Below are 18,921 nucleotides of genomic sequence, written 5' to 3'. Positions count from 1 at the left end.
AAGAAGATTGCCATTGCCTACATAGGGAGGCTTGAGCGTAGCGCCGTGTCCGACTACGTCGTGCAATTGAGCGAGCCGCCGTTTGGCGACGGGGAGAAGCGCACACTGCATGCCTATCCCCGCTACGCGGCGTCGGTCTTCGACCTGGTTGCGCGTGCGCTGGCCGTAGGACTAACAGGAGCCGAAGAGTTGCCCCAACGACCTGAGGCTGTGAGTGTTCCCATTCACCAATCGGGAGACACCAAGTACGTCCGTCTTTCGGAGATCCCTGAGCCGGCAGCGACATTCTTCCGCAAGCGCATTGAGTTTTCGGGATGTCCAGTTATCAAAGACGACCCGGAGCCAATGCAATGCGCTTATGCGTCGGATTGGCTTGCTTTCCTGGGCGGTCGGCGGTAGCGCGGCTCTGCTCGCTTGCAAGCCACCGAGGTGCCTAGGGCAACCAGGATGAGGCCCGTGTCGGCGGAGTCTGGCAATGCAGCTTCGCCGCGGGTAAACATTCCCCGCAGCCTGAGCGGAACACGCGTCCGTAGAGCAAAAAAGCGCGGCCGAAATGGCCGCGCCGTCTGGAGTTACAAACCGTATGCCCTCTTGCCCGGAGGCACCAGCGCAGACACATCGACAAGTTGCTTTTGGTTCGTTAGCAGAGCGTTCACGAAGACATGTCGCAACGGCACACCAGGGATGAGAGGCTTCGCTTGGCCATCCATCCGTCCGCTCGAGACAAGCTCAAACAACTGGGAGACCCTCTCAGACGTAGACCGTGAATCGGCTTCGCCCCGGTAAATGTCGTTTCCGAGAGCACCGGTTGGCGCCCTCAGTACCGCGCACAGCGTTTGCCAAATATTTCCCTTCTCTAGACGAAGCATCAATGGAAGCTGGCCTACCGACCGCCAGACGTCGATAGCACCCCACACAACTTCGTCGTCCATGTCGGCTGTCCAAGCGAACATTGCACGACCAATCTGAATCTGGATGGTTTGGAGTTGATGGCCGTCATCCAGTTCGAAGCGTCCATAGCCGACGCAGGTCTCCATGTTTCCCGCACCGAACAGGCGCACGTGTTCCTGGGGGACAAGGCAAGAAAGTACGGGAAGGTTCCCTTCCAGTTGGCCCGCGCCAGCGAACTCCTCGCGCAACAACTCAAGTTGGTACAGGCTGCCAATCGATACTCGATTTGTCTTGGTTGCCTTGGTGAAATTAGCCTTCATATCTGATGTCCTACTGAAGTTATGACAAGGATTGCGCGCTCAAGTTGAACGCGGCAGATGAGGTCCTCGAGGTGTCCTGCACCGTCGTGGATATCTGCGATCTGCAATCCGTATAGCGCCAAAACTCCTGCATCTGACATGACCCGGAATCACCCGGATGCAGAGTGTTTTCTGCTGCGATGGCCGCATCTTAAGGCGTGAATTTCGTGGGGGAAAGAGGCCCGATGCGCTCTTCTTGAGGCGCCTCGTCGCCAAGCGAAAAAACTGGTTTGGAACGAGCAGAGATTTCCGGATTAGAGGAAAAACTCTAACTTGTGAAGTTTCTCGGTGAAGCACCCCTCTGAGTCGTCCGGCTTCAAGAAACGCTTTGCTCAGTCAGCCATGCATCGACGTCGGCTCGCCTCCACCGAAGCGGAAAGCGCGGGCCGAGATGCGCGGGCGCTGGCAAGGAATGGGACTGGCTCCGGACACGTCGGAGGATGGTGGCCGGACTGACCTTGAAAATGGACGCAAGGTCGTGAGCATCGAGATAAATGGTCGAGGGCTGTTGCATGCCCAGTATAGGCACGCCCATCAACGCATTCGTGCCGCCTGAAGCAAGGCTAGCCAGCGGGCGAGGACCACAGCCCTCGCCTCACTTCGAGCCACTCGCTAATGCGCCAACTCAGAACCCCGCAGGCGAGAGTACGACTTTGAGCCCCTTGAAGTCGTCTGGCCGTGGCAACGGAGGCACGCGGCTAGACAGCAGTGGGTACGCATTCGGATGACTCTTGACATACTCCACCATGGTTCCCCACGGCTCGGTCTCACCCCAGACTTTTCGTGTTTCCACGAATTCGCCAGGCGTCAGCGCAATGTCAGGCATCTCAGGAAAATAGAATCGATAGACCCATTCGCTGCTTTGCTCAACGCCAAGCACGATGGGCAAAACCTTATTGTGTCTCCACATATAGATGAAGTCCCAGATGTCTGAGCACTTCGCATCGGCAAGCCAGCGAATCTCTAGGTCGCCAACGGACAATCTAATCACAATGATCGGGTGCGCACCGAGCTCCATGCTTTCGAAGGAGATGGTCGCCGGCGAGAAATCCTGCGGCAGGTTGGCCAAGTCCGAGGCGGCTACAGGGCATGTCAATGCACCAGCGTAGAGAAGCAGCCCTTCCAGCATCTCCGGCTTGCGCCAGAATCGCGCGAAAAGGTCAAATTGCCCTACGGCATTCACACCGTTATCAAAATCGTTCATTCGTTTCGCGTTGTTGGATCGCAAACCAAGCGACGTGCTGGCTCGCACAGGCGCGACGCCTGTATATGAGTGTAGGTTCGTAGCGACGTCATGATTTGACGTGCCGGTGAGGGAGATGAGCGCAGCAACTGGCTGCGCTCGAGAGGTGTTGGTAGCGCTTACGGGATTCGCCAGTCGACGTCGCGATACAGCAGTCCGTCATGCAGGACGTGCCCAAATGCGCAGCGGGCCCACCAGAATGACAAGTAGAAGAGTGGCTCGTCCTCGAACTCCCGTGCGCGGGCCTCCCAAGCGTCGAAATCCGCAATCAGCTTCTTCGCTACAGCAGGACCGACCGGAGAGCACCCAAAGCTTCGATGGAGAATCTCGTAGAACGGGCCGCCCGGAGCATTGTTGTCTTCGTTCTTCTGGTCATAGCCAACGAGGCGGGCAAGCGCGGCATCCCATTCGAGAAAATCGCCGTAGGTGAGCTTGTATTCGAAGCACTGCTCGTACGTGTACAGCGCATCGCACAGGTACTCCGGCCGAAGATTCGGGTGCGTGCCCGTGTCAGTATCAAGGCTCGTGACAAGCTCGACGTTGGACCTGTCCGTGGCCGTCACCGGGTCGACGTCGTAGGTGAACGGGTCCGGCTTTTCCTCTAGCAACTTCAGGCCTCGCAATACCTTATAAACGTACATTTCCACTCCTGCATAAAACTCAGATCGTGAGCGCTCCAGGCGAAGCGCTCACGCAGCGCCGATTGGGCTGCGGTGGGTATAGTGCGAAATGGAGTAGATAACGGACACCGAAGTGGGCCGGGAGGACGGGAAATGCTCAGCGCGGGAGAAGCTGGAAGGAAATTAGGCTGCTAGCGAGCGAGATTTGTCGACGCAATTCTTTCGACGACGTCCGCGAAATCGGTGCGATTAGCGAACAAAGGGGCCGGGCGATGGTCGCGCGGAGGAAAGACGCCGCCTACTTGGTCGACTTGGCCTTGCGGGCGAGCTTCTTCTGGACCGTCCGTGTAGTTTCCAGTGCAGCCTCGAACTCAGAAAGTTGCACTTCGACGCGAGCTAAGACGTCGACAATCGTCGTGCCCAACGCCATACACCACTTCCGGAATTCCAGCACATCGAGTCGGCGCCCTCCCCGCTCGCACTTGCTAATGAAGTTCTGATCAACTCCCATCCGGACCGCGAGCTCGACTTGCGTCACCTCTCTGGCCTCACGTTCCGCCCGAAGAGCGTTGAGCAAAAGGGCGTACTCCTCCTCAGGAATGGAAGTTCTCATTGCCGGCGTGACGGGTAGTGAACCCAGTAGCTTGCGACAAAAACCCGTATAGTGTTAAATTTGCATATCCTAAAATCGCACTATTGCGGAGTTTCGCGACGAACCGTTTTGCGCCGGCGCCGAGGCGAAACGACACCCTGGTCTGCGGAGACCTGAGATGGAAATGGAACACATACGTAAAGGCTTGGCCGCGCTGCTAGAAGAGTGGCCTGAGGGAGCGGCGACAACCCATACCCGGTACAGCTTCGGCAAAACCATCGACAACATGACCGAGCTGGAGCTGATGTACCAGCTCTGCACAACAGATGGGCTCGAAATCATCGGCGACCCCGCAAAGGCCTTCGCCGCGTACGACCCCAGCAGAGGCAGTCTCCGGGTCTACTCGATGAACAACGCCCACGTACAGCTGACGCCTTGCGACTCGACGAGCCGCTTGGCCGTCCTCGAATACGCCCAGACGCACGGCGCAAGCTTTACTGTCACCCGCGACGAAGTGACTTGCGCAATCGATGATGTCACCGCCACGGGGAAGACTTACTTCGTAGCTGCGCTCAGAGCCATGGCGAAGTACCACGCCACAAAGCCTGAATAGCGCGGACGAACATGCCGAAACGAGCCACCCTCCCCTCACGGTTCAGCCGGCAAGAAGTTGCCTGTAGTGAGTTGGAACAGGCTCGTAGCGGCAGAAATGCACCTGTAGTTGCAGCGACATATGTGCGCCCCGAGGTAATGACATGGGGCACATAGACCCGACTCGTTCGTACACGCCGGAAGAACTCGAGTTCGAGATTGGGTCCGCCCTCCGGCGACTACGCATCAACCGCAACCTGGAGCAAGCCGTCCTGGCGGAGCGCGCCGGCGTCAGCACACGCGCATTGCGGAATCTCGAGCTGGGTAACGGCTCGTCATTGCACACGCTCGTCTGCGTTGTTCGCGCGCTTGGCCGGCAGGAATGGTTCAGCACGATTGGACCCGCCGCGACAATCAATCCATTGATGATGACCAGGGATGCAGAGCTTCGCCAACGTGCGAGCAAGCCACGCCCCAAGAAGCAGGAGACCAAACATGAACCTCAGTGACGTGCCAGAGGACTTCCCGCGCATCACCGTTCCTCCGGTGGTGACAGGCGTTCAGCCGAAAATCGCGGTTCGGGAGATTGGCGGGCGATATGTCGCCGGTCAGACCGACGAAGAGCGCTGGGAGCGTTGGGATATCTGTGAGGACTTGGCGCGGCAGCTGTTGCGTGTTGCGCAGAAGGATGAGGTGGCACATCCCGAGCAGTCGAGGGAGCAGACGCTTCGCAGGGTGCAAATATCTGTGTCGCAGAAGGGATGGTGTTCGGAAGATGAGCTGGATTGGCTTATCGGGAGACTGGCTGCTCTGTTGCAGGGCTGAGCGAGCTACCAGGGAGGATGACGCGTGCCGCTACAGTTGAAAGATGCCATCGACAAGCTTTACAAGCCGCCAAGGGATGGGACGAGGCAGGTTTTGGCGGTGTCGAGGAATGTCGCTGAGAAGTTGCCGCGATTGGAATCAGTGGCGGTCATCTCAGTGACTGCGCCAGGGAGACCGCCGGCCAATCTGGATGGATTCAAGCAAGTTCTGCGGTTGAGCTTTGCGGACGTCGATTTTATGAGTACTGACCTCTCGGCTCGCGCGAAGGAGAAACTGCCGGACGCTTTTGGGTCGGAACACGCGACGTCAATCCGGGAGTTCGTTAAGGCACTGCCAAGTGGAGTCCTGACCGTTGTAGTGCATTGCGAAGGAGGCTATTCGAGGTCGTGTGCAATCGCTCTCGCGTTGCATCAACGGTACGGCTATTCCGCAGATACCCGGATGCTTTCGCAGGCAAACCCGTCAATCCTTGCTCTCATACTGCGAAACCTGAAACAGACTCCTTAACTCCCTCCTTCCATCCGCGACCGCTGTGCCGAGCGTCTGCTGACGCTCGGCCGTCGGTTCTGCTCGAGCCATTTTCGTCCTATAGTGTGCTCACCTCTTGGCATTTTCCAGGGGTCGGATACTTCCCGATGAAGTCATTTCAGGCTTATTACGCATCCGAACACTCGGATTGGGAGAGGCAATGACTGCTTCGAAACCCGCGACCGGCCAGATTCGCACATCGAAAGCAGTGCTTGCACAGTTGCGTTCAGTGAATCGGGAGATTAAGCGTCGTGACCAAGAACGAAGCTCGGTCCTTCAGACAATCCTCGGACTGATGGACGAGCACTCTCTGTCGATAGCAGACCTTCAGACCCCTGCACCTCCGAAACCTCCTCCGCCGAATTGTGTTGTAAAGTGCACTCCCGCGCAATCTAAGCGCCCGACGTTGTATATAGACCCAGTGTCTGGCAGGTTCTGGTCAGGCCTAGGTCCATGCCCAAAATGGCTTCAGGGGCGGCTAGACAGATACAGGGTCGGTGGGTTCTGAAAGGCGCACATACCGGTCTAATTTCGACCTTGTTTCCTATACTTGAGACATCCTGGAAGCGAGGCACAAACGCGCAATTGTTGCCGGAGTTAGCGACGCTCCAGACGGCGCGTTATTCGGGATTTTTCTCGACCTAGTCAGGGCAATTTGAACTGCCCGTGAAAGCGACGAGAATTTTGCAAACCCTATGCCCGGCGCGGGTCTCCGGGCGATTTTTGCCGCATTTGCAAGATTCTTTCGGCGGTTTTGCAGAATTCTATTCCTGCTGGACAACATGGCAGCGACGTCCCGGCGTCGCGCGGTTGGCAGAATTTCGACGATTATTGACCAACCTTCGCAAGTCAGCCAAGCAGCCGGGCCCTATCGTATCGCTTCATGCCTGCACGAAATTCAATCTTCGACGATGTCCATGTACGCGATGCTGGGGGTCTGTGGCGCTCTGGCCGGTGTCACAACCGTGCTGTTTGGCTTTGGCGGCGGCTTTGTGGTGGTGCCGCTGCTGTACACGCTGCTCACGATGACGCACGACGCCGGCAGCCCCGTGGCGCAGTCGGCCATGCAGATCGCCGTGGCCACCTCGTCGTGCGTCATGATCTTCGGCGCCTCGCTGGCCACCTGGCGCCACCATCGCGCCGGCAATGTGGACTGGCCGCAGGCCCGTGCGATGGGCGGCTATATCGCGGCGGGCGCTGTCGCGGGCGCGGCCGCCGCCAGCTGGCTCAGCGGCGACTGGGTGCGCTGGGCCTTTATCGCCTACCTGGCCCTGACCATCCTCGACAGTGCGCTGCGCCCCGGCTTCATGCATGCGCGCCCCCCGGCATCGGCGCCGATGCGCGCGGCCACCACGGCGGCGGTCGGCCTGGGCATTGGCACCATCGCCGCGTTCCTGGGCGTCGGCGGCAGCGTCATGACCGTACCGCTGATGCGCCGGCGCGGCGCCACCATGACGCAGGCCACGGCCATGGCCAATCCGCTGTCCTTGCCGATGGCACTGGCCGCCACCGCCACCTACGTGGCCCTGGCCTGGCGGCAGGGCGCGACGCTGGGCCCGGGCCACGCCGGCTATGTGGACCTTCTGGCCTTCGCCGTGCTGGCGACCGGTTCCTGGGCAGGCATCCGGCTGGCGGCGCGCTGGATCGGACGCATCCCCGACCGTGTGCACGCCATGACCTATCTCGCGCTGCTGGCCGTGGTGCTGGGGGTCATGCTGGCGGTCTAGCCGCGCGGCATCCCCGGTCTGGCGCCACCTCGCTCCAGCGGATCAGATTATTAATAATCTAGGTGATAACACCGACGACAGTCGGGCACGGCTCGACTATCCTTAGGCCCCACATCATCGAGGGGCGTCGCGCCCCGGCACACCGTATCCGACCATGTCCCACGACGGCCAGAACCCGAAAGGCGCCGCCCCGCGCCACGACATTGCACCGGCCGACGCCGCCGCCGGCATCTCCCAGGGCCTGACGAACTACGGAGACCGAGGCTTCTCGCTGTTCCTGCGCAAGGCGTTCATCAAGGGCGCGGGCTATACCGACGGCGCGCTGGACCGCCCCGTCATCGGCATCGTCAACACGGGCAGTGCGTACAACCCCTGCCACGGCAACGCGCCGCAGCTGATCGAAGCTGTCAAGCGCGGCATCATGCTGGCCGGCGGCCTGCCGATGGACTTTCCGACGATCTCGATCCACGAGAGCTTTTCGGCGCCCACCAGCATGTACCTGCGCAACCTCATGTCGATGGACACCGAGGAAATGATCCGCGCGCAGCCGATGGATGCTGTGGTCCTGATTGGCGGCTGCGACAAGACCGTGCCCGCGCAGTTGATGGGCGCGGCGTCGGCCGGCATCCCGGCCATCCAGCTCATCACGGGTTCGATGCTGACCGGATCGCGCCGCAGCGAGCGCGTGGGCGCCTGCACCGACTGCCGCCGCTACTGGGGCAAGTTCCGCGCGGAAGAGATCGACGCCGAGGAGATTGCCGACGTCAACAACCAGCTGGTGGCCAGCGTGGGCACCTGCTCCGTGATGGGCACGGCCAGCACCATGGCCTGTATGGCCGAGGCGCTGGGCATGACCGTGCCCGGTGGCGCCTCGCCGCCGGCCGTGACCGCCGACCGCATCCGCGTGGCCGAGCAGACCGGCACGGAGGCCGTGCGCATTGCGCGCGAGCGCCTGACCATCGACAAGATCCTGACGCCGGCTGCCTTCGAGAACGCCATGCGCGTGCTGCTGGCGATTGGCGGTTCGACGAACGGCATCGTTCACCTGGCCGCCATCGCGGGCCGCATGGGCTATGACATCGACCTGGCCGAACTGGACCGCATGGGGCGCGACACGCCCGTGCTGCTGGACCTCAAGCCGTCCGGCGACCACTACATGGAAGACTTCCACCACGCGGGCGGCATGGCCACGCTGCTGCGCGAGCTGAAGCCGCTGCTGCACCTGGACGCGCTGACCGTCACCGGCCGCACGCTGGGCGAGGAAATCGAGCGTGCCGGCCCCGGCTTCAGGCAGGACGTGGTGCGCACGCGCGACAACCCGATCTACCCGCAGGGGGGCATTGCCGTGCTGCGCGGCAACCTGGCCCCGGGCGGCGCCATCATCAAGCAGTCGGCCGCACACCCGAAGCTGATGGAGCACGAGGGACGCGCCGTGGTGTTCGAGAACGCCGCCGACCTGGCCAACCGCATCGACAGCGACGACCTGGACGTGACGGCCGACGACATCCTGGTGCTCAAGAACATCGGCCCCAAAGGCGCGCCGGGCATGCCCGAGGCGGGCTATATCCCGATTCCGCGCAAGCTGGCCCGCGCCGGCGTGAAGGACATCGTGCGTATTTCGGATGGCCGCATGAGCGGCACGGCATTCGGCACCATCGTGCTGCACGTGACGCCCGAATCGGCGATTGGCGGGCCGCTGGCCTACGTGCGCAATGGCGACCGCATCAGCCTGTCGGTGGCGCGACGCGACCTGACACTGCATGTCGGCGACGACGAACTGGCGCGCCGCGCGCAGGAAACGCCGGTGGTGGAACCCACCGCCGACCGTGGCTATCGCAAGCTGTTTCTCACCGCGGTCAACCAGGCGGACCAGGGGGTGGACTTCGACTTCCTGCGCGCGGCCGAGACCCGCGGCAAGGTGCCGGGCCACCGCGCCTGACCTGCGGCGGGACAGGCGCCATGGACAGGAAAATCGGTCAGAATGCCGGCTTTGTTCCAACTCGCCACCAAGCGCCGCGGCCCAGCCCCGGTGCGATGCCCCTGATGCCCGGTTCCAGCACGCCCAGCCCCGCCGCCGACGCCGCCTCCATCGCCCAGGACCCGCTGGAGGCGATGGTTGCCACGCTCGAGGAAGACATCGTCTTTGGCCGGCTGCATCCCCGCGAGCGCCTGGTCGAGGACGATCTGATGGCGCGCTTCGCGGCCAAGCGGCACGTGGTCAGGGATGCACTGGCCGCGCTGGACCGCCTGGGGCTCGTGGAGCGCCGCAAGAACATCGGCGCGGTGGTGCGCGCTTTCTCGGCGCAGGAAGTGACCGAACTGTACGACGTGCGCGGCATGCTGGAGACCGAAGCCGCCCGGCGCATCGACATGGAGCGCGTGCCGGCGCACCTGGACACGCTGATCGCCATCCAGCAGCAGCACGACACCGCCGTGGCAGCCGGCGACGCACGCACGGTGTTTCGCGTCAACGTGGCGTTCCACCGCGAACTGTTCAGCCTGTGCAGCAACCAGACGCTGCAAAAGGCCATTGCCGAATTCGCGCGGCAGACCCATCCCATCCGCTTTGCCTCGCTGGTCTCGCCCGAATACCGCGAACGCGCCCGCCTGGAACACTGGCGGATGATCGAGGCCCTCAAGGCCGGCGATATCGATGGGCTGGTGGCGCTGTGCGCCAGCCACCTGCTGCCGTCGCGCGATGCCTACCTGCACGCGCAGCAGTACCGGAATTGATTCCCTGGCCTATTCCGGCTGGATTCCCGCCTGTTTCACCAGTTGCCCCCAGCGGTCCACCTCGCCGCGCAGCCGGTCGCCCAGTTGCGCCGGCGTGGATGCCTTGAGGTCGATGCCCTGGCTATCCAGACGCGCCCTGGTCTGCGGATTGGCCAGCGCCGCCCGCACTGCGTCGTTCAGCCGTACCACCACCGCCGTCGGCGTGCGCGCCGGCGCCACCAACGCCCACCACTGACCCACCTGCATGCCCGGCAGTTTCGCCTCGGTCGATGTCGGCACATTCGGCAGCGCGGCGAGCCGCGATGGCCCTGTCACCATCAGTGCCGTGATCTTGCCGCCGCCAAGCAGACTGCTGCCGCTCGCCAGCGTCGCAAAATGGCCAGAAACCAGTTGGGCCGAGACATCGGTGAGCGCCGGGGCCGATCCGCGATACGGCACGGCATCGACGGGAATGGCCGCCTGTGCCTCCAGCATTTTGGCCGCCAGATGGCTGATCGTGCCGCTGCCGCTGGTGGCCAGTTGGATCGGCTTGCCGGACTGGCGGGCATCGGACAGGAATCGCTGGATGTCGCCGGGCCGGTAGCGCGTACTGTCCGCAAACAGCACCAGCGGCGATTCGCCCAGCAGCGAGACCGGCGCGAAATCGCGCAGCACATCGTAGGACATCTGGCGAAACACCGATGGCGCCACGGTATGGGCCAGCTCGATCACCCCGAGCGTGTAGCCGTCGGGCGCGGCCTTGGCCACCGCCTCGGCGCCGATGCGGCCCGATGCGCCCGCGCGGTTTTCGACCACCACCGGCTGGCCCATCGATTCGCTCATCCGTTGCGCCACGGCGCGCGCCAGCGCATCGGTGCTGCCGCCGGCCGCCCAGGGCACGATCAGGCGGACCGGCTTGTCGGGATAGCCGGCGGCATGCGCCACGGGCACTTGGGCCGCCGCCAGGCCGACGGAAAAGATGGCGGTCAGGTAACGCAATGTCATGGGTTCCTCCGAGGCGCTAGTTTGTGATTTGTGCCGGGTCGCGGTCGCCGCGCGCGGTCAGCATGAGCAGAACGGTTTCCGATGGCGCGATACGGCCATCGGCGCGCAGCATCCGGGCGGCAGCCAGCCCCGCCCCGGCGCAAAGTTCGACCCAGAATCCGGCGGCGGCCAGCTGGCCGGTGCCCGCGCGTGCGGCGTCGTCGTCCACGACCACCGCGCCGCCGCCCGATCGCGTCACCGCATGCACCTGCTGGGCGGTGACGGTGGACCCGGCCGTGGAAAACTGCCGCGTTGCGCCCGCAAAATCGGCCTGCTGCGACGCCCCGGCCAGCACGCGGGCCAGGCGAGGGAACGGCTCCACGGCCCACAGCTTTGGCACGCGGCCCAGGTGTCCCATCCGCACGAGGTCGCGCAGCGCGCTATAGAGGCCCCACAGCAGGTCGCCGCGGGCGGTGGGCACCATCACGTGGTCGGGCAGGCAACCCTGGTGAACCCATTCGAGCGCGACGGCCCGGTAGCCTTCCACGCCAAACACGGGACTGCCGACGGCCGGCAGGCTGTAGTTCGTCAGCGCGAAGGCGCCTTCGTCACGAACGCGGCGCCGCACGTGTTCCCAGCGCGCATGCCCGGTCTCGCAAATCACGCGGCGCGCGCCGTAGTGGCGCAGGGCCACGTCGAACACGGCCGGCAGGTCGCGATAGGTGGCCACCTCGCACGCCAGCCCGGCGGCGGCGCAATAGGCCGCGGCGGATACCGCCGCGTTGCCGCTGGACGCCAGCACCACATCGCGCGCGCCGGACGCCAGCGCCCGGCTCACCGCCTGGGCCGACATGCGGTCCTTGTGCGAACCGGTCGGGTTGGCGCCCTCGTTCTTGATCCACATCGCCGCCACGCCGGCCAGCGCGGCCAGCGACGGAACGGGCAGGCAGGGTGTGGCGCCCTCGCCCAGCGTCACGCCGTCCAGATACGGCATCCAGTGCCCCCAGCGATAACCCTGGCTTTTTGGTGCAAAATCGAGCGCCGGGGTGCCGTCGCCACCCGCGTAGACCGCTTCGAGGCTGCTTGGCCGGCCGTGGGCGGCGCAGGCCGGGCAGCCTTCCGGCAGGTCGGAGACCGGGTAGACCTCGGCGCAGGTCACGCATCGCAAGGCATGCAATGCGGGATTGACGGTCGGCACAACGCCGGGCGGATGGATGTGGGACATGGCGACGGACTGGAATGGCATGATGGCGAGTCTACGGGCAGACGCGCCCCCGCGACGCAAGCCATCCGGCGTTTTTGATAAGCCAAACTTATAGGATGAGGATGGACAAGATAGCCGGGGATGCCGGGGACGCCGGGCCGACCGTCAGCGCGCGGCAGATCGAGGTGTTCCGCATGGTCATGCGACTGGGTTCGGCGCGCCGGGCCGCCGAGGCGCTGCATATCAGCCAGCCAGCGGTGACCCAGATCGTGCTGCAACTGGAAAAATCGGCGCGGCTCAGGCTGTTCGACCGCAGCAAGGGACGCATGGTCCCGACCGCCGAGGCGGCCGCGCTGATGGACGAAGTCGAGCGCGTCTACGTGGGCCTGGACGCCGTGCAGCGCAAGATCGACCTGCTGCGCTCGCACGAGGACACCGTGTTGCGCGTGGGCGCCCTGCACGCGATGGCCGCCAGCGTGATGCCGCTGGCGGTGGCCAACTTCACCCACAGCTATCCGCGCAGCCATTGCCGGCTGGAGGTGGACAGCTCGCGCGGCCTGCGCGAACGGCTGCTGCAGCGCGAGCTCGACCTGGCCTTCATGGGCGATGAAGTGGACACCAGCGGACTGACCGCCTCGGAGTTCTACGCCATTCCGGCGGTCTGCATCGTGCCCGCGACGCATCCGTTTGCCGGGCGCGGCCGCATCGGGGTGGCAGACCTGGCCGATGCCCCGCTGATCGGGCTGGATGCGGCCGACCCGGCCCAGCGGCAACTGCAATCCGCCTTTGCCGAGCACGGCCACATGGCACGGTTCGTCGCCACCACGCCATACAGCCATACGCAATGCGCGCTGGTGCTGGCCGGCGTCGGGCTGGCCATCACCAACCCGCTGGTGGCGCGCACCTACACGGCGCTGGGGCTGCGCAGCGTGCCGTTTGCCGGCGCGGTGCGCTTCCGGGCCGTCCTGGCGTTTCACCCCGGCCAGGGGCAATCCACGGCGGCCCAACAGTTTGTGCGGCTGTGCCGCCAGCGCGTGGAAGACCTGCTGCGCTGAGGCGCGCCGCTCAGCCGTTGCGGAACAGGAAGCTATACGCGCTCAATGCCGGCGCGCCGCCCAGATGGGCGTAGAGCACGCGCGAACCGGCCGGGAATTCGCCCCGCCGCACCATGTCGATCATGCCGTGCATCGACTTGCCTTCGTAGACGGGATCGGTCATCACGCCCTCATACCGCGCGCAGGTGCGGATGGCCTCGAGCGTGCCTTCCGACGGCAGGCCGTATTCCGGTCCGCCGTAGCGCGTGTCGAGCACCACATCGGCATCGGCAATGTCGCGATCGAGTTCGACCAGCCCCGCCGTATGTCTGGCGATGCGCAGGATCTGCGCGCGGGTCTGCGCCGGCTTGGCCGATGCGTCGATGCCGATCACGCGGTCTGCCCGGCCATCGGCCGCAAAGCCCACCACCATGCCGGCCTGCGTACTGCCCGTGACCGAGCACACCACGATGTAGTCGAACCGGAAGCCCAGTTCGGCCTCCTGCGCGCGCACTTCCTCGGCAAACCCGACAAACCCGAGACCGCCAAGCGGATGCTCCGAACAGCCGGCGGGAATCGGATACGGCTTGCCGCCGGCCTGGCGCACGCTTTCCATCGCCTCTTCCCAGCTCTTGCGGATGCCGATGTCGAAGCCGTCGGCCACCAGCCGCACGTCGGCACCCATCATGCGCGACATCTGGATATTGCCCACGCGGTCGTAGACGGCATCGGCATAGTTGACCCAGTTTTCCTGCACCAGCACGCACTTCAGCCCCAGGTGGGCAGCCACGGCGGCTACCTGGCGGGTCTGGTTGGACTGGATGCCGCCGATCGACACCAGCGTGTCACAGCCTTGCGCAAGTGCATCAGGAATCAGGTATTCGAGCTTGCGGGTCTTGTTGCCGCCGAAGGCAAGACCACTGTTGCAGTCTTCGCGCTTGGCGTAGAGCGCCACCTTGCCGCCCAGATGCTCGGACAGGCGCTGCATGGGCTGGATGGGGGTGGGACCGAACGTCAGGGGGTGGCGGGGGAAACGCTTCAGGTTCATGGCGGCTGCTCCGGGGGTGGATGGCGATGGACTCCATCCTAGAAAAAAAGCCGCGAAACGTGCTTGCAAAGAACGAGGCTTGCGAACACTATTTATTGATCTGCAGCCGCATATCTTTACGTTTATTCCGGAAAATTACCCGTGAAAGACACAAAATTTCGCGCCCCATCCGTGCCAGCCGCAGCGCCGGCCGCGCCGGCGGCACAGCCCGCCACGGCGCACGTCGGCACGCTGGACCGCGCCGACAAGGCCATCCTCCGCGCGCTACAGCACGATGCGTCGATCTCCAACGTGGCGTTGGCGGCCAAGGTGAACCTCAGCCCGCCGGCCTGCCTGCGCCGCGTGGAGCGGCTCAAGGAGATGGGCCTGATCCGGGGCATCGTGGCGCTGCTGGACCCCAAGGCGCTCGACGCGGGCATGCTGGTGATGATCGGGGTGGTACTGGATCGATCCACGCCCGAATCGTTCGCGCAGTTTGAGTCGGCCGCACAGAAGGTGTCGGGCTGCATGGAATGCCATGTGGTCACCGGCGAATTCGACTACTTCATGCTGGTGCGCACCCGGGATAGCGAAAGCTTCAACCGGCTGCACGCCGAGCAGTTGCTCTACCTGCCCGGCGTCAGGCAAATCCGCTCGTTCATGGTGCTCAAACAGGTGCTGTCGACCACACAGTTCCCCTTTTGACAAAAGTGCCGGCGGCGATCTCGGGTAGACTCTCATGTCTTGTTTACCCACATCACGTTTTCATGCTTCCTACGGACCTGGCTGGCGCCGACGGCGACCAGAGTGCTTCGTTGCCGCGTTCCGAGCGGGCCTATCAACAACTGCGTGCCGCCATCCAGGCTGGCCAACTGCTACCGGGCACCCGTCTGCGTGAAGTCGAGCTGGCCGAAACGCTGGGCCTGTCGCGCACGCCGGTGCGCGAGGCGCTGTCCCGTCTGGAATCCGAAGGGCTGGTCGTCAACGAGCCGAACCGCGGCATGATGGTGACCCGGCTCGATGCGAGCATGGTCAGCGAGCTGTATGTGATGCGCGAGGTACTGGAATCGACCGCAGCCGCCCTGGCGGCGCGCCATGCGACCGACGTGGAGATTTCGCTGCTGCGCGATATTGTCGAACGCGACCTGTCGTTTGCGGCGGACCCCGACAAGCTGGCGATGAACAACCGCCTGTTCCACGAAACCCTGCACCGCTGCGCGCACAACCGCTACCTGCTCAAGACGCTGCGGTCGCTGCACGAGTCGATGGCGCTGCTGGGCCGGTCCACGCTGGCCGTGCCGGGCCGCGCGCGCGGGTCGTACGAGGAACACATGGCGCTGGTCGAGGCGCTGGAAGCCCGCAACCCCGAACAGGCCGAAATGATTACCCGCCGCCATATCCAGCAGGCCTACAAGGTCCGGCTGTCGCTGTGGATCGAGGAACAATCGGGAAGCTGAGCGGACCTCGCCCGACTTGCCAACCGACCATCATGGCCCCGCTCAGACGGGGCCATTGTTTTAAAACCCCGAAAAGTGTGTTCCGCCGTTGCGCTTTTTTGCAACGATGGGTCGCGTTATCGTGTGCCTCAAGGCTGCAGGCTCTCTCTCCCTTCCAGCCTTACGTCACCTCCGTGGCGGTTTTTTCATGATTGGCGCGGGCCCGTACGACTCTCAGGCGTACGGCAGGCCGGCGCGGGCGCGGCACCGTTGCCGCGCCTCATCTTTTTCCGCCGTCGCCCTCACGGCAAGGAGTCGTCATGACTGACAAGCCCGTCAAGATCCCCGGCCCGGACCACCCCATCACCATCACGCCACAGCGCGCCCGCGTGGTCGTCACGGCCGGCGGGCGCGTGATCGCCGATACCACGCGCGCCCTGAACTTGCAGGAAGCGTCGTACCCCGCCGTGCAGTACATCCCGCGCGACGATGTCGACATGTCGCAGCTGACCCGGACCACGCACGCCAGCCATTGCCCGTACAAGGGCGACGCCGCCTACTTCAGCATCGACGCAGCCGGAACCCGCGGCAACAACGCGGTCTGGACGTACGAACATCCGCACGACGCCGTGGCCCAGATCGCCGGCTATGTCGCGTTCTACCCCGATCGGGTCGACAGCATCGACTTCCGGCGCTGATTGGCGAAGCACAAATGAAAAACCGGCCCGCCGCGCACCTTGAGGGGTGCACGGCGGGCCGGTTTTTCAAGGCATGCGGCGCCGGATGCGCCGCCCTTCTCTATCTGCTGGCTTCGATCAGCCGTTCGCGTAGACCACCTTGGCCTTGCGCGCTTCCGCCTGCAGGCGGGTAAAGATGTTCTGGATAGCGGCAACTGCGCGCTTCGCATCGTTGACGAAGCCCAGGCGCTGCGTGCCCAGTTCACGGTCGATCAGTTCACGTTCCAGTTGATCGGTCAGCTTGATGTCGGATTGGGTGTTCATGGCGTCCTTCCTTTCAGGGATAACCCTTTTGGGGTTTTCCCTAATTGTAGCAGAAGGATTGTCGCAATGCAGCATTAGGTAATTGTGCGTAGTACCCAGGCGCTACATCACTGTATGAGGGGGACGATCCCGATCCGCTCCGCCAGCATGCGTTCGTACACGCCAAAATGAAGGTCGACTTCGGCCTGACTGACGACCGTGACCTCCAACCGGATCTGATCCGCCTTAAGGCCGAAGATGGTGGCCAGCGCCAACTCGAGGTCGGGCACCATATCCTTGTCCTTGGGGAACGTCGTGCCAATGCTGATCGAATACGCATTGGAGCGGTCCGCAACGACTTCAAGCAACCGCGCCGCGGCGCTCATATTGTGCTCGATCGCAATGCGAGCCAGCTCTGCAAGACTGCGCATCTTCTCGGTGGGAAACCCCCGGACGCAGCGTAGCCGTACGCGATGAGGGCCCATTGTGAGCCAGTCGGTATCGAATTCCATGACAAAAAGGGTGGGCTTGTAGTCGTTAAGCCATCGATCCAGCCTTCGTAAAGCCGGCGAAGGGGTCCTGCGAAAATGGGGGCGCCCGGAGGCGCCCCGAACGTCGAATGCTCCCGATGATGGCAAATGCCTAACCGAGGTTGATGGCAATACGCCGCGGTCTCGCTTCCTCACGTCGAGGGATCGTCAGTTTCAGCACGCCGTCCTGCAACTGGGCGCCGATCTGACCGGCATCCAGATCCGGACTCAGCGAGAACGACCTCGCAAAATGCGGCTGGCGAATTTCCGCGTGTTGCACGCGAAGCGTCGGCGGCGTCGGCACAATCGCCTGTCCTTCGATATGCAGCGTACCGTCGTTGACACTGACCTGCAGGTTTTCGCGGCTCACGCCGGGCAGGTCAGCCCACAGCGTCACACCGTTGACGTCTTCCACGATGTCCACTGCGGGGACCAGGGTGACTTGCCGCGCGCCCTTCTCTTCCGGGCGTTGGGCCACAGTGCCATCGTTGCGTTGGGCGAGTTGGGTGTTGGCGTTCATGGCAGTCTCCCTCAAATTACTGAACGGTGATTGCACGCGGCCTGGACGCCTGGCGCTTGCCCACGCTCACTGAAAGACAACCATTGGCATAGCGTGCCTGGACCTTTTCAGGATCCGCGCCCTCGGGCAGTTCAATCACCCTTCTGAAGGCGCCGACGAAGCGTTCCTGCGCGTAATGCCGTGACTCCGGCATGTCGTCCTGCCAGAGCGGTCGCCGTTCGCCGCTGATCGTCAACAGACCACGGTCGATGGTGACCTCGATATCGTCCTGCTTGAGCCCCGGAGCGAAAGCCACGATCTCTATCGAGTCGTCGGTTGCCCCGATGTTTATGGCAGGAAAGGCGCCGGAGCGCCCGGCGCGGATGCTGGAAGGAAACCCGCTGAGCAGGCTCGCCATCTGCCTTTGCAGGCGATCGAAGTCACTGAATAGGTCGGTTCCGAAGAATGCGTCAGTCATGGTCGTGTCCTCCTGTAGAGCGCAGCGAGGAATGAGGGGCATCACGCGCTCCCATTCACTCGCCGACACCCCGGCAAACAAACAGAAACACGCAGCGCGACATCGCGACTGCCTGAGCGGAAATAAAAATAGCAACGGCTAATGCCAATTTCAAGAGCCGCATACATCACTTATTGCATATCTTTCAGGGCACGATATCGCCTCTGGCGCGTGGCCCGTACGCGCCGTTATTGGCGCGTGCCCGCGGCATTGCTACGATGAAATCGCAGCCCTTCCCCGCGTTCGACTTCCGCCGCCATGGACATCGTTCTGCTACGCCGCGGTCATCGCGCACTGATCCTGCCGCGCGACAAGGACCTGATCGACTGCGCTCCGCCAGTGCGCCACTGGTTGGGCGCGCCCTATACGCACGCCACCACCGAACTCACGATCGATACGCCGCTTCCCGGGATTCCCACGCATGTGGTACTGGCGGAGATTCTCCAGAAAGGCTTCTGTGCGCTGGACCTGCATGGCGTGGTGGATGCGTTCGAGGTGCCCCCTTCGGCGGACTTCACGGAGGAGATCGCCCGGGACGCCGACAACAGTGCTACGGATTTGCTACGCGCGAACGACGAACTACACAGAAAACATCGTAGTTAGGCCAATGGCAGCCGACTTC

General features: G+C 63.4%; 23 protein-coding genes. 12 read left to right on the top strand and 11 right to left on the bottom strand.

Going from position 1 to position 18,921, the window contains the following annotated elements; all coding sequences use genetic code 11:
* Positions 1-399 (top strand): hypothetical protein (locus AC24R4_RS10450; RefSeq protein WP_487522947.1); only part of this gene is annotated, 399 nt, incomplete at its 5' end.
* Positions 400-572: 173 nt separating this feature from the next.
* On the opposite strand, the gene AC24R4_RS10445 is transcribed toward AC24R4_RS10450, so the two are convergent.
* The 4 genes from AC24R4_RS10445 to AC24R4_RS10430 all read right to left on the bottom strand — a co-directional run bounded on the left by AC24R4_RS10445 (position 573) and on the right by AC24R4_RS10430 (position 3,726).
* Positions 573-1,211, bottom strand: a complete 639-nt coding sequence (locus tag AC24R4_RS10445) for a hypothetical protein (protein WP_487522946.1) — start codon at positions 1,209-1,211, stop codon at positions 573-575.
* A 664-nt stretch (positions 1,212-1,875) separates the two neighbouring features.
* Positions 1,876-2,454: a hypothetical protein gene (locus AC24R4_RS10440; protein ID WP_487522945.1), complete on the bottom strand. Its 579-nt coding sequence runs from the start codon at positions 2,452-2,454 to the stop codon at positions 1,876-1,878.
* A gap of 158 nt (positions 2,455-2,612) precedes the next feature.
* Positions 2,613-3,134, bottom strand: coding sequence for a hypothetical protein (locus AC24R4_RS10435; RefSeq protein WP_487522944.1), 522 nt, complete (start codon positions 3,132-3,134; stop codon positions 2,613-2,615).
* A 277-nt stretch (positions 3,135-3,411) separates the two neighbouring features.
* Entirely contained in the window at positions 3,412-3,726 is a 315-nt protein-coding gene (locus AC24R4_RS10430; protein WP_487522943.1) for a helix-turn-helix domain-containing protein, read from the bottom strand.
* A gap of 157 nt (positions 3,727-3,883) precedes the next feature.
* Between AC24R4_RS10430 and AC24R4_RS10425 the strand changes: the two genes are divergently transcribed.
* From AC24R4_RS10425 to AC24R4_RS10400, 6 genes are all read left to right on the top strand, one after another.
* Positions 3,884-4,318, top strand: a complete 435-nt coding sequence (locus tag AC24R4_RS10425; RefSeq protein ID WP_487522942.1) for a hypothetical protein — start codon at positions 3,884-3,886, stop codon at positions 4,316-4,318.
* Between the two features lie 142 nt (positions 4,319-4,460).
* Positions 4,461-4,805 carry a helix-turn-helix domain-containing protein gene (locus AC24R4_RS10420; RefSeq protein WP_487522941.1) on the top strand — a complete coding sequence of 115 codons (345 nt, stop codon included), beginning with the start codon at positions 4,461-4,463 and terminating at the stop codon, positions 4,803-4,805.
* A complete protein-coding gene (locus AC24R4_RS10415; RefSeq protein WP_487522940.1) occupies positions 4,792-5,121 on the top strand; it encodes a hypothetical protein in 330 nt (109 codons plus the stop codon). Before AC24R4_RS10420 ends, AC24R4_RS10415 begins: the two co-directional genes overlap by 14 nt.
* A gap of 1,439 nt (positions 5,122-6,560) precedes the next feature.
* Positions 6,561-7,376 carry a sulfite exporter TauE/SafE family protein gene (locus AC24R4_RS10410; protein ID WP_487522939.1) on the top strand — a complete coding sequence of 272 codons (816 nt, stop codon included), beginning with the start codon at positions 6,561-6,563 and terminating at the stop codon, positions 7,374-7,376.
* A gap of 154 nt (positions 7,377-7,530) precedes the next feature.
* Positions 7,531-9,315 carry an IlvD/Edd family dehydratase gene (locus AC24R4_RS10405; RefSeq protein ID WP_487522938.1) on the top strand — a complete coding sequence of 595 codons (1,785 nt, stop codon included), beginning with the start codon at positions 7,531-7,533 and terminating at the stop codon, positions 9,313-9,315.
* Between the two features lie 104 nt (positions 9,316-9,419).
* Complete coding sequence (locus AC24R4_RS10400; protein ID WP_487522937.1) at positions 9,420-10,109, top strand: GntR family transcriptional regulator; 690 nt, start codon at positions 9,420-9,422, stop codon at positions 10,107-10,109.
* A 9-nt stretch (positions 10,110-10,118) separates the two neighbouring features.
* Here the strand turns inward: AC24R4_RS10400 and AC24R4_RS10395 are convergent, their stop codons facing one another.
* Entirely contained in the window at positions 10,119-11,093 is a 975-nt protein-coding gene (locus AC24R4_RS10395) for a tripartite tricarboxylate transporter substrate binding protein (protein ID WP_487522936.1), read from the bottom strand.
* Positions 11,094-11,109: 16 nt separating this feature from the next.
* Positions 11,110-12,297 carry a pyridoxal-phosphate dependent enzyme gene (locus AC24R4_RS10390; protein ID WP_487522935.1) on the bottom strand — a complete coding sequence of 396 codons (1,188 nt, stop codon included), beginning with the start codon at positions 12,295-12,297 and terminating at the stop codon, positions 11,110-11,112.
* A 101-nt stretch (positions 12,298-12,398) separates the two neighbouring features.
* Here AC24R4_RS10390 and AC24R4_RS10385 point away from each other — a divergent pair, with 101 nt between their 5' ends.
* Entirely contained in the window at positions 12,399-13,331 is a 933-nt protein-coding gene (locus AC24R4_RS10385; RefSeq protein WP_487522934.1) for a LysR family transcriptional regulator, read from the top strand.
* A 10-nt stretch (positions 13,332-13,341) separates the two neighbouring features.
* Here the strand turns inward: AC24R4_RS10385 and AC24R4_RS10380 are convergent, their stop codons facing one another.
* Complete coding sequence (locus AC24R4_RS10380; protein ID WP_487522933.1) at positions 13,342-14,358, bottom strand: 1-aminocyclopropane-1-carboxylate deaminase; 1,017 nt, start codon at positions 14,356-14,358, stop codon at positions 13,342-13,344.
* 171 nt (positions 14,359-14,529) lie between these two features.
* Between AC24R4_RS10380 and AC24R4_RS10375 the strand changes: the two genes are divergently transcribed.
* The 3 genes from AC24R4_RS10375 to AC24R4_RS10365 all read left to right on the top strand — a co-directional run bounded on the left by AC24R4_RS10375 (position 14,530) and on the right by AC24R4_RS10365 (position 16,471).
* Entirely contained in the window at positions 14,530-15,042 is a 513-nt protein-coding gene (locus AC24R4_RS10375) for an Lrp/AsnC family transcriptional regulator (protein ID WP_400396371.1), read from the top strand.
* 62 nt (positions 15,043-15,104) lie between these two features.
* The gene (locus AC24R4_RS10370) at positions 15,105-15,794 is read left to right on the top strand and encodes a GntR family transcriptional regulator (RefSeq protein WP_029051113.1); all 690 of its coding nucleotides are present in this window, start codon (positions 15,105-15,107) and stop codon (positions 15,792-15,794) included.
* Positions 15,795-16,093: 299 nt separating this feature from the next.
* Complete coding sequence (locus AC24R4_RS10365) at positions 16,094-16,471, top strand: DUF427 domain-containing protein (protein WP_400396369.1); 378 nt, start codon at positions 16,094-16,096, stop codon at positions 16,469-16,471.
* A gap of 117 nt (positions 16,472-16,588) precedes the next feature.
* Here AC24R4_RS10365 and AC24R4_RS10360 read toward each other — a convergent pair whose 3' ends face one another.
* From AC24R4_RS10360 to AC24R4_RS10345, 4 genes are all read right to left on the bottom strand, one after another.
* Positions 16,589-16,774: a hypothetical protein gene (locus AC24R4_RS10360; protein WP_153948557.1), complete on the bottom strand. Its 186-nt coding sequence runs from the start codon at positions 16,772-16,774 to the stop codon at positions 16,589-16,591.
* Between the two features lie 107 nt (positions 16,775-16,881).
* Positions 16,882-17,265, bottom strand: coding sequence for a hypothetical protein (locus AC24R4_RS10355; RefSeq protein WP_487522932.1), 384 nt, complete (start codon positions 17,263-17,265; stop codon positions 16,882-16,884).
* Between the two features lie 130 nt (positions 17,266-17,395).
* Entirely contained in the window at positions 17,396-17,803 is a 408-nt protein-coding gene (locus AC24R4_RS10350) for an Hsp20/alpha crystallin family protein (RefSeq protein ID WP_487522931.1), read from the bottom strand.
* Positions 17,804-17,819: 16 nt separating this feature from the next.
* Positions 17,820-18,260, bottom strand: a complete 441-nt coding sequence (locus AC24R4_RS10345; RefSeq protein ID WP_487522930.1) for an Hsp20/alpha crystallin family protein — start codon at positions 18,258-18,260, stop codon at positions 17,820-17,822.
* A gap of 297 nt (positions 18,261-18,557) precedes the next feature.
* Here AC24R4_RS10345 and AC24R4_RS10340 point away from each other — a divergent pair, with 297 nt between their 5' ends.
* On the top strand, positions 18,558-18,902 hold the full coding sequence (locus AC24R4_RS10340) for a hypothetical protein (RefSeq protein WP_487522929.1): 345 nt from the start codon (positions 18,558-18,560) through the stop codon (positions 18,900-18,902).
* Positions 18,903-18,921 lie beyond the last annotated feature (19 nt).

Source organism: Cupriavidus sp. CER-90 (genome assembly GCF_057652055.1).
This window is presented reverse-complemented; position numbering and strand designations above follow the sequence as displayed.

Bases quoted from the DNA above. Each gene is read 5' to 3' on its own strand.
- AC24R4_RS10390 (WP_487522935.1), bottom strand. From the start codon at position 12,297: ATGTCCCACATCCATCCGCCCGGCGTTGTGCCGACCGTCAATCCCGCA.
- AC24R4_RS10340 (WP_487522929.1), top strand. From the start codon at position 18,558: ATGGACATCGTTCTGCTACGCCGCGGTCATCGCGCACTGATCCTGCCG.
- AC24R4_RS10405 (WP_487522938.1), top strand. From the start codon at position 7,531: ATGTCCCACGACGGCCAGAACCCGAAAGGCGCCGCCCCGCGCCACGAC.
- AC24R4_RS10415 (WP_487522940.1), top strand. From the start codon at position 4,792: ATGAACCTCAGTGACGTGCCAGAGGACTTCCCGCGCATCACCGTTCCT.
- AC24R4_RS10445 (WP_487522946.1), bottom strand. From the start codon at position 1,211: ATGAAGGCTAATTTCACCAAGGCAACCAAGACAAATCGAGTATCGATT.
- AC24R4_RS10435 (WP_487522944.1), bottom strand. From the start codon at position 3,134: ATGTACGTTTATAAGGTATTGCGAGGCCTGAAGTTGCTAGAGGAAAAG.
- AC24R4_RS10365 (WP_400396369.1), top strand. From the start codon at position 16,094: ATGACTGACAAGCCCGTCAAGATCCCCGGCCCGGACCACCCCATCACC.
- AC24R4_RS10385 (WP_487522934.1), top strand. From the start codon at position 12,399: ATGGACAAGATAGCCGGGGATGCCGGGGACGCCGGGCCGACCGTCAGC.
- AC24R4_RS10395 (WP_487522936.1), bottom strand. From the start codon at position 11,093: ATGACATTGCGTTACCTGACCGCCATCTTTTCCGTCGGCCTGGCGGCG.
- AC24R4_RS10420 (WP_487522941.1), top strand. From the start codon at position 4,461: ATGGGGCACATAGACCCGACTCGTTCGTACACGCCGGAAGAACTCGAG.
- AC24R4_RS10425 (WP_487522942.1), top strand. From the start codon at position 3,884: ATGGAAATGGAACACATACGTAAAGGCTTGGCCGCGCTGCTAGAAGAG.
- AC24R4_RS10360 (WP_153948557.1), bottom strand. From the start codon at position 16,774: ATGAACACCCAATCCGACATCAAGCTGACCGATCAACTGGAACGTGAA.
- AC24R4_RS10380 (WP_487522933.1), bottom strand. From the start codon at position 14,358: ATGAACCTGAAGCGTTTCCCCCGCCACCCCCTGACGTTCGGTCCCACC.
- AC24R4_RS10370 (WP_029051113.1), top strand. From the start codon at position 15,105: ATGCTTCCTACGGACCTGGCTGGCGCCGACGGCGACCAGAGTGCTTCG.
- AC24R4_RS10345 (WP_487522930.1), bottom strand. From the start codon at position 18,260: ATGACTGACGCATTCTTCGGAACCGACCTATTCAGTGACTTCGATCGC.
- AC24R4_RS10400 (WP_487522937.1), top strand. From the start codon at position 9,420: ATGCCCGGTTCCAGCACGCCCAGCCCCGCCGCCGACGCCGCCTCCATC.
- AC24R4_RS10440 (WP_487522945.1), bottom strand. From the start codon at position 2,454: ATGAACGATTTTGATAACGGTGTGAATGCCGTAGGGCAATTTGACCTT.
- AC24R4_RS10350 (WP_487522931.1), bottom strand. From the start codon at position 17,803: ATGAACGCCAACACCCAACTCGCCCAACGCAACGATGGCACTGTGGCC.
- AC24R4_RS10430 (WP_487522943.1), bottom strand. From the start codon at position 3,726: ATGAGAACTTCCATTCCTGAGGAGGAGTACGCCCTTTTGCTCAACGCT.
- AC24R4_RS10355 (WP_487522932.1), bottom strand. From the start codon at position 17,265: ATGGAATTCGATACCGACTGGCTCACAATGGGCCCTCATCGCGTACGG.
- AC24R4_RS10410 (WP_487522939.1), top strand. From the start codon at position 6,561: ATGTCCATGTACGCGATGCTGGGGGTCTGTGGCGCTCTGGCCGGTGTC.